Below are 10,393 nucleotides of genomic sequence, written 5' to 3'. Positions count from 1 at the left end.
GCTAAAAATTTAGCTTTAAGTTATGCTAGTGCTATAGGTGGTGGTAGAACAGGTATTATAGAAACGACTTTTAAAGCTGAAACTGAAACAGATTTATTTGGCGAACAAGCGGTGCTTTGTGGAGGACTTAGTGCTTTAATCCAAGCTGGTTTTGAAACCTTAGTTGAAGCAGGGTATGAACCTGAAATGGCGTATTTTGAGTGTTTGCATGAAATGAAATTAATTGTAGATTTGATTTATCAAGGTGGTATTGCTGATATGAGATATTCTGTTTCTAATACTGCTGAATATGGAGATTATATCACAGGGCCTAAGATTATTACCAAAGAAACTAAAGAGGCTATGAAAGGTGTTTTAAAAGATATACAAAATGGAAGTTTTGCTAAAGATTTTATCTTAGAAAGAAGAGCGAATTTTGCAAGAATGCATGCAGAGCGTAAATTAATGAATGATTCTTTGATAGAAAAAACAGGACGCGAACTTCGCGCTATGATGCCTTGGATTAGTGCTAAAAAATTAGTTGATAAAGATAAAAACTAATTTGAAAACTATAAATAAAAAATACAAAGTGCTTTTAGCGCTTTGTCTTGTTGTAATTGGAATTTTTCTTTTTGCATTTGGAGCTTTGTTTTTAAAAAAAGAAGAAAATAAAGGTTTAGATTATAATCAAACAATAAACAAAAAAGAACCATTACCTATAATAGAACAAGAAAATAATTTTAGTTTTAATGATATAAATTTGACTTTAGAAAATGAAAATTTAGAATTTTTAGATAAAAATATTAGTGAAATTTTAAATTTAAACCCTGTAAATACAGAGTTAAATCAAACTAAAGAAGATAATCAAACTTCAATTTTAGAAGTAATAGATCAAAATACAAGCAAAGAATCAAAAAATGAAGAGCAAAATATATCAGATAAAAGCGAGGATAATAAAATTCAAATTCTAGTACAAAAAAATACCAAGCCTCGTCTAGCAATTATCATAGATGATATGGCAAGTCACACTCATGTAGATATGCTTAAAAAAACAAATTTAAAATTAATCCCATCTTTTTTTCCACCTGATAAACGCCATCCTTATACAGCTGAGTTTGCAAAGGATTTTGACTTTTTTATGGTGCATTTGCCTCTTGCTGCTATAAAATATGACAAGGCAGAATTAAACACTTTACACCCTAGTGATGATATGGAAAAAATAAGCAAGCGCATTGCTTTTGTAAAAGAACAATTTCCAAAAGTAAAATTTATTAACAACCATACAGGAAGTTTATTTACTGCAAATAAGCAGGCTATGGAAAAATTATTTAATGCTTTTAAACAAAATGATTTTATTTTTGTAGATTCAAGAACCATAGGAAATTCTAAAGCTAAAAATTTAGTAAGTCAATTTAATCAGCCTTATATAGCCAGAGATGTTTTTTTAGATAATGAAGATGATATAGCATATATTAAAAATCAACTCAAACAAGCAGTAGAAGAGGCAAGAAAGAAAGGTTTTGCTATAGCTATTGGTCATCCAAGAGAAAAGACTTTTAAAGCTTTGGTGCAAAGTAAAGATTTGTTAAATTCAGTTGAACTTGTATATTTAAATGAAATTTATTGAGAATATTGAAGATTTTAAAAATCTTTTAAATCCACCTTCAAAGATTTATTATAAAGGCAATTTAGAGCTTTTAAATGCTAGAAAAGTAGCTATTATAGGTTCTAGAAAAATGAGTGTTTATACTAAAAATTGTCTCATTGAGTTAGTATCTTTGTTAAAAAAAACTAAGGTTTGTGTAGTAAGTGGTGGGGCTTTGGGTGTGGATATCCAAGCAGCTAAAATAGCTTATCCTCAAACTATAGCCATATTTGCTAATGGACTTGATGAGATTTATCCAAAATCTAATACAAATGAAATTTTAAATATTTATGAAAATGCATTAGCTTTAAGTGAAAATGAAGCAAAATATAAAGCAAAGCCATATGATTTTTTATTAAGAAATAGGCTTATTATTGCTTTAAGTGAGGTTGTTATAATAGCTCAAGCTGATTTAAAAAGTGGTTCTATGCAAAGTGCAAGGCTTGCTTTGAGTATGAATAAACCTATATATGTATTACCTCATAGGAAAGATGAAAGTGAAGGAACAAATTTACTTTTAGCCACAAAAAAAGCAAATTTAATTCATAATTTTGAGGAATTTGTAAAAATGTTTGGAGAGCTTTATCAAGAGCAAAGTGAGGATGATTTGTTAAGCTTTTTAAAGCATGAAAATGATTTAGAAAAAGTTTTGAAAAAATTTGGTGATAGAGTTTATGAATATGAACTTGAGGGTCTGGTGGAAATTTCTGGAGTGAAAATAAGAGCTTGCATATGAATACTTTAGCGTTAGATATAGGTTTAAAGCGTATTGGTGTTGCTTTGTGTATTAATAAAAGCATGGCCATGCCACTTGAAGCTATCATTAGAAAAAATCGCAATCAAGCAGCAAATGAGGTAAAAAAATACATTAAAGACTATGATGTAAATACTTTGGTGGTAGGAATTCCTTTGGGTGGATCTAGTGAAGATGAAATGCGAAAAAGAATAGAGCATTTCATATCTTTACTTGGTTTTGATAAAGAAGTTTTTTTTGTTGATGAGAGTTTTAGCTCTAAAAACGCACAAGAGCTTGGTGTAGTGAATTTAAAGAAAAAAGATGGCAAACTTGATTCTTTAGCTGCATATTTATTTTTAAAGGATTTTTATGGCCTTGCTTGATTTAAATACAGCTTTAGATGAAATTTATACAAAAGAGCAAAAAGAACAAATCCTTCAAAGTTTTAATCAAGAAAAATATGTCAATATTTTTAGAAATTCTTTGCTTATTGACAATGAAAAACTAGAAGAAATTCTAAATGAAAAAAATATAAAATTTGAAAAAATTGATTTGTATTGTTATAAAATACCTAGTATTTTTAAAAGCAAATTAAGCTCAATGAATGCTTTTAATGAGGGTAAGTTTTATATACAAAATTATTCTTCGTATTTATGTGCTAAAACCTTGGGTGTTAAAGCTGGTGAGAGTGTATTAGATATGTGTGCAGCTCCTGGTGGAAAAAGTTTAAATTTGGCCAATTTTATGCAAAATGAGGGTTATTTAGCAAGTTGTGAATTATCTAAAACACGCTTTTTTACCTTAAAAAAAACTATGGAAAATTATCAAGTTAAAATTGCAAAATGCTTTTTAAAAGACGCACGCACTATAGGTAAAGCTTGTCCTTTGAAATTTGATAAAATTTTGCTTGATGCGCCTTGTTCAACTTTTGCAAAAATGGGTTTTGAAATACAAAAAAACACAAAAGAAATTAAGCAAATAGCAAATTTGCAAAAAAAACTTTTACATTCAGCATTACTAGCCTTAAAACATGGTGGGGAATTGGTTTATAGTACTTGTACATTTTTAAGAGAAGAAAATGAAGCTGTTTTAGAAAATGCGTTAAGAAATGAAAATTTTAAATTAGAATTACTAGATTTTGATTTATTAAATGTTAACTTCATTAATGCAAAAAGTGATGATTTTGACTTGTCATTTGCCAAAAGAGTTTTACCAGATAATTATGCAGATGGGTTTTTTATAGCAAAAGTGAAAAAACATTAAAAATCAATAAAATTAAATGTGAAAAATATTTTTACTCATAAAACTTAAAGTGCTATTTTTAGATACTTAGAAGCTAAAATCACATCGTGAAACTCTTGTGAATAAAATATTGAAATTTTGAAAACTTAAATTAAAGAAGTGGTAAATAACTAAAATAAAATATATTAAAGATAAATAAGCACGAGGCTTATTTATCTCTTAAATTTAATTCGCTGATTAATTTAGAATAAGCTTGATAATCTTTTCTTTTTAGATAAGATAAAAGTCTTTTTCTTTGACCAACAAGCTTTAAAAGACCTAAACGAGAAGAAAAATCTTTTTTGTAGATTTTTAAATGTTCTGTTAAATCTGAAATTCTTGCGCTTAAAAGTGCGATTTGAACTTCTGGAGAACCCGTATCTCCTTCTTTTCTAGCAAATTTTGCAACTATTTCTGCTTTTTTAGCCGAATCTAAAGCCATAATAGACCTCCTGAGCGGTATTTAAAATAAAAAGTGCAATTATAACTAAAAAAACAAAAAAAATGCTGAAATTTAAAAAATAAGAAATTTAATATTTAACAACACATATTTTTGATATAATTAAAATTTTTATTTAAAGTTAAAAATAGATATTGTTTATTAATATTTTAATGAAAGGAAAAAAGTGTTATTTACCAAAGCTAGCGAATATGCTTTATTGTCTTTAATTCATATAGCAAAATCCCAAGAACCACAAGATGTAGATACTATGTCAAGTGTTTTAGATATACCAAAAAGTTTTTTAGCAAAAATTTTACAAGCACTTGCCAAAGACGCACTTTTGAAATCTTATAAGGGTGCTAAAGGTGGATTTATGCTTGTTAAAAAGCCAAGTGAATACACTTTAAAAGAAATTATTAATAGTGTAGAGAAAAAATCTATCAATGTATTTGAGTGCAGTAATGGAATTTGTCCTTCGCAAAAAGAAGAAAATTGTAAAATTATGCCTGTGTTGGTGAAGCTTCAAAATAAGATAGATGATTTTTTAGTTTCTATTACTCTAGAGGATATTATTCAAAATAATGGCTAAAAGGGATATTTTTAGCTTAGTATTGCCTTGGATTGCTCCACTTGTTGCACCTATTTTAAGGGCAAAGAGTCTAACTATAGTAGCTGTAATTATTGCAATTTTAGCTATTATTATAGTACCTTTACCAAGTATAGTTTTAGATTTTTTTCTTGCTTTAAGTATAGCAATTTCAGTTTTAATTATTTTAATTTCTTTATATATACCAAAACCTACAGATTTAACAACTTTTCCAACTATGATTTTAATTATTACGCTTTTTAGACTTTCACTTAACATAGCTACAACGCGTATGATTTTAAGCGAGGGTCATCAAGGTCCAGCTGCTGTTAGTGATATAGTGGCAAGTTTTGGTGAATTTGTTGTTGGTGGAAATTATGTTATAGGTATGGTTGTTTTTTGTATTTTAGTTTTAATCAATTTTATGGTTGTAACTAAAGGTAGTACAAGGGTTTCTGAAGTTCAAGCAAGATTTACCCTTGATGCAATGCCAGGTAAGCAAATGGCTATTGATGCGGATTTAAATGCAGGTTTGATTGATGAAAAAACTGCACGCGCAAGACGCCAAGAAATCATAGCTGAAGCAAATTTTTATGGAGCAATGGATGGTTCTTCTAAATTTATAAAAGGGGATGCTGTTGCTGGGATTATTATCACCATTGTAAATTTAATTGGTGGGTTTATGATAGGTTATTTTCAGCATGATATGGAGCTTGGAGAATGTGCTTCAACTTATACTATATTAACAATAGGCGATGGACTTGTTTCTCAAATTCCTGGACTTATAACTTCAACGGCAACTGCAATTATCATCACGCGTGCTAGTAAAGATGAGGATAATTTTGCTGAAGGTTCTATCAATCAGCTTTTAGGGGAATACAAAACTTTATTAATTGTGGGCTTTGTTTTATTTATATTTGCTTTAGTGCCAGGCTTACCACATTTTTCTTTGGGCTTTATGGCTTTGGTGTTTTTAGGACTTGGTTATATGATAAAGCAAGTGCAAGAAGGTAAAATTCAAATCAATGCAATTTCAGCTAAAAAGTCTCAAGAAACCCATGAAGAAGAACAAGCTAAACCTCAAAAACGCAGCGAAGAAGAAATCTTAAAAGAAGAAGAAAATAAAATCACAGATATTTTAAAATTAGAAATTTTAGAATTAGAATTAGGTTATGGACTTATCAAACTAGCAGAAAGTGAATTAACAGAGCGCATTAGATCAACAAGACGCAATATAGCTCAAAGTTTAGGTTTTTTAATGCCAAAAATTAGAATTAGAGATAATTTGCAATTAAAACCAAATGAATATACTTTTAAACTCAAAGGTGTGGGTATAGCTAGTGCTGAAATTTATCCCGATAAATATCTAGCTATGGATAGTGGTTTTATCACTGAACCTATCGAAGGTATAGCTACTAAAGAACCTGCTTTTAATTCTGATGCTTTGTGGATAGAATCATCCTTAAAAGATGAGGCAACGCTAAATGGTTATATTGTAATTGATCCAGCAAGTGTGATTTCAACCCATATGAGTGAGCTTATAAAAGCTAATGCTTCAGAGCTTTTGACTAAACAAGAAGTGCAAAATTTATTAGATAAAATCAAAAATGATTATCCTATCGTGGTAGATGATTGTTTAAGGGTTGCTAGTATAGGTTTAATTCAAAAAGTTTTAAAAGCTTTACTTAAAGAGCATATTCCTATTAAAGATATGCTTACAATTTTAGAATCAATTAGTGATATAGCTGAAGTAAGCAAGAGTTTGGATATGATTATTGAGCATGTAAGGGCTTCTTTAGCAAGAGCAATTACAAATTTATATGTGGATGAAAAAGGGCAAATTAGCTTTTATATTTTTGATGCTGCTGCGGCTGCAAAATTAATGGAGCATGTGCAGTTTAAAGATGGTTCGTATCATTTAATGATAAATGTAGCTCAAACTGGTGCTTTAGTAGAAGCTTTAAAAGCTGAACTTGCAAGTGTGGCAAATACAAGAATTAAGCCTTTCTTGCTTTGTGTTGAGCCGCAACTTAGAAAATTCATTGCTGATATTTGTTCTAATTTTGGTATTAATATTACGGTCTTAAGTTTTGCTGAGATTGCAGAAAATACCAAGTTTGAAACAGAAGGTATCATAAAAGTTGATAATTTATAAAGGAAAAATATGAAAATTTATCATCTTTCACATACGGATTTAGATGGCTATGCTTGTCAGTATGTGCTAGATTTTTATTTTAAGAATTGTTATTTTTATAATTCTAATTATGGTAAAGAAATTAATGAAAATTTTAATGTGATTTTTAAAAATATAGAGGAAGATTTAAAGCAAAATCCTAATGAAGAATTTGTGATTTTAATCACGGATTTAAATTTAACATTAAGTCAATGTGAAGATTTTCAAAAAGCCATAGAAGGCAAAAAAATCAAACTTTTACTTTTAGATCATCATCAAAGTGGCTTAGAATGTATGCAAAAATATCCTTGGTATTTTTTAGATGATAAAAGATGTGCTACTAAGATTGTTTATGATTTTTTTAGTAAATGTTATGGCGAAAATAAGGCTTTGTCAGAATTTGTGGATGTGGTAAATGCAGTAGATATTTGGTTGAGTGAAGATGAGAACTTTGAACTTGGAAAAGTACTGCTTGGTATGGTTTCTGGAGCAAAAGAAATCAATAGGGTAATGTTTGCACAAGAAAATATCAAATATCTTTTTTATCTTTTTGATGTTTGTAGAAAATACATTCATCAAAAAAATGCTCATATTAATTTAGATGATGATTTACATGGCTTAAAAAAATCTTTTTTTAAAAAAGAAAATGATGATACTTTAAGCAATTTAATTTCTAAATTTGTGGTAGAAAGATTAAGTGTAAATAAAGAAAAATTTAGTGTATTTTATAAAGGAAGTAAAGGTTTATTAACTTCAAATATAGGCAATACTTCCGTAATTGGAAATGATTTTTTAATGCAAAATCCTGATTTTGATTTTTTTGTTGATCTTAGTTCGAGAAAAACCTTAAGTTTTAGAGCAAATAATAAAATCGATGTGAGTTTGATGGCTAAAAGTTTGGTCAATGGGGGAGGGCATAAAAATGCTAGCGGAGGATTGTTTGCTGCGTATAAAGATAGCTCTAATTATGATTTTATAAAAGCACAATTTGTAGATTTGATTAAAAGCAAAGAATTAAAGGAAAATAATGAAAACAAATCATGATTTTAAAGAAGAAATAGAAAATTTACAATATGAATTAAGCATAGTTTTAGAAGCAATGCTCTTGTTTACTGGGGTAAAAAGAACAAAATTAGAAAAAGCAATTGGAGTTTATATTGATTGTATTGATGAGGTTTGTCAAAATACCCAAAAAGAAGGAGTTGATGAGATTTTAGAAGTAGTGGAGTACTTAAAAATTCATCATAAAGATTTATTTGAATGAAAAATTTATTATTGCTTTTTATAGGAATTTTTTCTTATGCAAATATCTATGAAGATTTAAGTGATTTTGCTTATAATAAACAAAACACGCTAAATTTAAGCTCTAGTCAAGCTTTATTTTTAGAATACAAACAAAACAAGCAAGCTTGTGTGGATATAGTACTTGCTAAAGATAAGGCTTTCGTGGTTAAAATTTATCCATTGTGTGAAAAATTAAACGAAAAAAGTCTAAATGAATACTTAAATACGCAATTTATAAGTTTATACACTAAAGATTTATCAAAACTAAGAAAAGAAATTGCTGATATTAAAAATATTATGCGCGATTTTATGATTTATTATACCTTACATCAATCTTTTGCAAATGAAATTAAAAAAATGAGTAAAAATGATAAATTACAAGCGTATGAACTAGATGAGAAAAAAGGTGGAAAAATTCTCTACAAGGTCAATAATCAAGCTTGTGTAATTTTTGATTTATATTTAGATGAAAATTTGCAAGCTAGTATGCAAGTAAGTGGAATGGAAAATTTGGATAAAACTTGTATGGAGTTAATCTCATCCCCTGATTTTAAAGACTTATCTTTTACAAAAGAGGGTATGAGAAAATATAAATTAAAAAACTAATCTAAAAAATCTTAAATAATATAACTTTAAAATTCTACTTAAAGCCATTTTTTTTCTTTCTATATTGGAAAACACATAAGCTTCAAGATCTTGCTTTTCTCTTAAAGTAAGATTTTTCATTATTATAAACCTTTTAAAAAATATTGCTAGACGCAATTATATTATCTTTTCTTTTAAAAAAACTGAAAAATAAGTTTTTATATATTATATATAAATGGCTAAATAAACTTTAGTTATATAGACTAAATAATTTTAAATATTTTTATTTAAAAATAACTTGACATTATTATACTAAAGTTGTATAATTATTTTGTCACTTAAAAACATTGAGTGCTAAAATAAAAAATTTAAGGTTTTATAGTGAAGTCTTATAGTAAAAAAGATTTAATTTTAAAAACTATCATTGAAACCTATCTAGAGGGTAATAACCCTGTGGGTTCTAACGAGTTAAATCATAAAGTTAGCATACCTGCTTCTACTATAAGAGTTTATTTTAAAAAATTAAGTGATGAAGGTGTATTAACGCAACTTCATATTAGCAGTGGTCGCATACCAACTTTTAGTGCTATGAAGGCTTATTGGTATGAGCAACTTTGCGAAGATGAGATTGTGATTAACGATCTTGCATTATTAGAGTTTTTGCTTGATAAGTTTGAAATTTATACCTTAGTTTATGGTGGCGATGAGCTTATTTTGCAAGATATTACCAAGATTAATGATAAATTTATCATACTTGATTTTGGACAAAATGAGTTGGTTTTAAGATTTAGTCAGGATAGTCTGGTTTTCTTACAAAGACTTATAGGACTTGATCTAAAAAGTATTGAAAATTTAGCTTTTAGAGTTGAGTTTAAAGAGTTATTGGAAAAAATAACTATGCTAAAAGAAGCTATGGTTTATTATAGATATAATGAGAGTAAAGCTTATCAAATTTATCAAAATGATGAATTTGCTAAGCTTTTATCTCCTCAAATTGGATTTTATTTTAACGATAAATTGCAATTTGATCCTTTATTTGAAGAGGGCTTTATGGGATTAAAGCTTAAGAGTACATTTTTAGGCAAAGAATCTAATGTGGTTTTTGCCGGTAGTGTGTATTCTGATTTTAAAACAATGTTAAATATTATAAAGGAGGCTGCGTGAGCGAAGAAAAGCAAAATGAGCAAATGCAAGAAGAAGCAGTGGAAAATTCAGAAAATCAAAACAATGAATTAGAAAAACTTCAAGCAGAGTATAATGAGTTAAAAGATACTTATTTAAGAGCAAATGCTGAATTTGAAAATATCAAAAAAAGAATGGAAAAAGAAAAAATTTCAGCAACAATTTATGCAAATGAAAGTTTTGCTAAAGATTTGCTTGATGTAGTTGATGCATTAGAGGCGGCTATTAATGTAGAAGCTAATGATGAATTAAGTTTGAAAATAAAAGAAGGGGTTCAAAACACTTTAGACTTGCTTTTGAAAAAACTTGAAAAACATATGGTTAAAGCAATAGAAGCAAATGGTGAGTTTGATCCAAATTTACATGAAGCGATGTTTCATGTTGAAAGCGCTGATCATGAAAGCAATCATATTGTCCAACTTTTACAAAAAGGTTATATGATGAATGATAGAGTAATTAGATCAGCAAAAGTTAGTGTTGCAAAATAAAATTTAATAAAA

Annotated in this window: 13 protein-coding genes and 1 pseudogene; 12 read left to right on the top strand and 2 right to left on the bottom strand. The window is 28.2% G+C overall.

The window, feature by feature from the left end; genetic code table 11:
- The 5 genes and pseudogenes from L8W64_RS05745 to L8W64_RS05725 form a co-directional block, all read left to right on the top strand.
- Positions 1-540 (top strand): annotated as a pseudogene (locus tag L8W64_RS05745) (ketol-acid reductoisomerase); the annotation flags it as partial.
- Between the two features lies 1 nt (position 541).
- Entirely contained in the window at positions 542-1,606 is a 1,065-nt protein-coding gene (locus L8W64_RS05740) for a divergent polysaccharide deacetylase family protein (RefSeq protein ID WP_263673136.1), read from the top strand.
- The gene (locus L8W64_RS05735) at positions 1,593-2,360 is read left to right on the top strand and encodes a DNA-protecting protein DprA (RefSeq protein WP_263664420.1); all 768 of its coding nucleotides are present in this window, start codon (positions 1,593-1,595) and stop codon (positions 2,358-2,360) included. The genes L8W64_RS05740 and L8W64_RS05735 overlap by 14 nt, the downstream gene beginning before the upstream one ends.
- Positions 2,357-2,743: a Holliday junction resolvase RuvX gene (gene ruvX, locus L8W64_RS05730; RefSeq protein ID WP_263664421.1), complete on the top strand. Its 387-nt coding sequence runs from the start codon at positions 2,357-2,359 to the stop codon at positions 2,741-2,743. The genes L8W64_RS05735 and ruvX overlap by 4 nt, the downstream gene beginning before the upstream one ends.
- Positions 2,730-3,623 (top strand): RsmB/NOP family class I SAM-dependent RNA methyltransferase, encoded by an 894-nt coding sequence (locus L8W64_RS05725; RefSeq protein ID WP_263673135.1) that lies wholly within the window; start codon positions 2,730-2,732, stop codon positions 3,621-3,623. The genes ruvX and L8W64_RS05725 overlap by 14 nt, the downstream gene beginning before the upstream one ends.
- Positions 3,624-3,810: 187 nt before the next feature.
- On the opposite strand, the gene rpsO is transcribed toward L8W64_RS05725, so the two are convergent.
- A complete protein-coding gene (gene rpsO, locus L8W64_RS05720; RefSeq protein ID WP_012661650.1) occupies positions 3,811-4,083 on the bottom strand; it encodes a 30S ribosomal protein S15 in 273 nt (90 codons plus the stop codon).
- Positions 4,084-4,267: 184 nt separating this feature from the next.
- Here rpsO and L8W64_RS05715 point away from each other — a divergent pair, with 184 nt between their 5' ends.
- From L8W64_RS05715 to L8W64_RS05695, 5 genes are read left to right on the top strand one after another with little or no spacing between them, the layout of a single operon-like run.
- Positions 4,268-4,672 (top strand): Rrf2 family transcriptional regulator, encoded by a 405-nt coding sequence (locus tag L8W64_RS05715; protein ID WP_220567238.1) that lies wholly within the window; start codon positions 4,268-4,270, stop codon positions 4,670-4,672.
- On the top strand, positions 4,665-6,824 hold the full coding sequence (gene flhA, locus L8W64_RS05710) for a flagellar biosynthesis protein FlhA (RefSeq protein ID WP_263673133.1): 2,160 nt from the start codon (positions 4,665-4,667) through the stop codon (positions 6,822-6,824). The genes L8W64_RS05715 and flhA overlap by 8 nt, the downstream gene beginning before the upstream one ends.
- 9 nt (positions 6,825-6,833) lie before the next feature.
- The gene (locus L8W64_RS05705) at positions 6,834-7,886 is read left to right on the top strand and encodes a DHH family phosphoesterase (protein ID WP_039618500.1); all 1,053 of its coding nucleotides are present in this window, start codon (positions 6,834-6,836) and stop codon (positions 7,884-7,886) included.
- On the top strand, positions 7,870-8,106 hold the full coding sequence (locus L8W64_RS05700) for a hypothetical protein (RefSeq protein ID WP_263660951.1): 237 nt from the start codon (positions 7,870-7,872) through the stop codon (positions 8,104-8,106). The genes L8W64_RS05705 and L8W64_RS05700 overlap by 17 nt, the downstream gene beginning before the upstream one ends.
- On the top strand, positions 8,103-8,732 hold the full coding sequence (locus L8W64_RS05695) for a hypothetical protein (RefSeq protein ID WP_263666174.1): 630 nt from the start codon (positions 8,103-8,105) through the stop codon (positions 8,730-8,732). The genes L8W64_RS05700 and L8W64_RS05695 overlap by 4 nt, the downstream gene beginning before the upstream one ends.
- Here L8W64_RS05695 and L8W64_RS05690 read toward each other — a convergent pair.
- A complete protein-coding gene (locus L8W64_RS05690; RefSeq protein ID WP_256374638.1) occupies positions 8,721-8,852 on the bottom strand; it encodes a hypothetical protein in 132 nt (43 codons plus the stop codon). The genes L8W64_RS05695 and L8W64_RS05690 overlap by 12 nt on opposite strands.
- Before the next feature lie 240 nt (positions 8,853-9,092).
- On the opposite strand from L8W64_RS05690, the gene L8W64_RS05685 reads away from it, so the two are divergent.
- Both L8W64_RS05685 and grpE read left to right on the top strand, forming a co-directional pair.
- On the top strand, positions 9,093-9,875 hold the full coding sequence (locus L8W64_RS05685; protein WP_263673130.1) for an HrcA family transcriptional regulator: 783 nt from the start codon (positions 9,093-9,095) through the stop codon (positions 9,873-9,875).
- A complete protein-coding gene (grpE, locus tag L8W64_RS05680) occupies positions 9,872-10,381 on the top strand; it encodes a nucleotide exchange factor GrpE (RefSeq protein ID WP_114640401.1) in 510 nt (169 codons plus the stop codon). The genes L8W64_RS05685 and grpE overlap by 4 nt, the downstream gene beginning before the upstream one ends.
- The last annotated feature ends 12 nt before the right edge of the window (positions 10,382-10,393 follow it).

The organism is Campylobacter sp. IFREMER_LSEM_CL1097 (genome assembly GCF_025772225.1).
Classification (GTDB): Bacteria; Campylobacterota; Campylobacteria; order Campylobacterales; family Campylobacteraceae; genus Campylobacter_D; species Campylobacter_D lari_D.
Note: the sequence above shows the minus strand (reverse complement) of the source record. Positions and strands in the feature narration are given on the sequence as shown.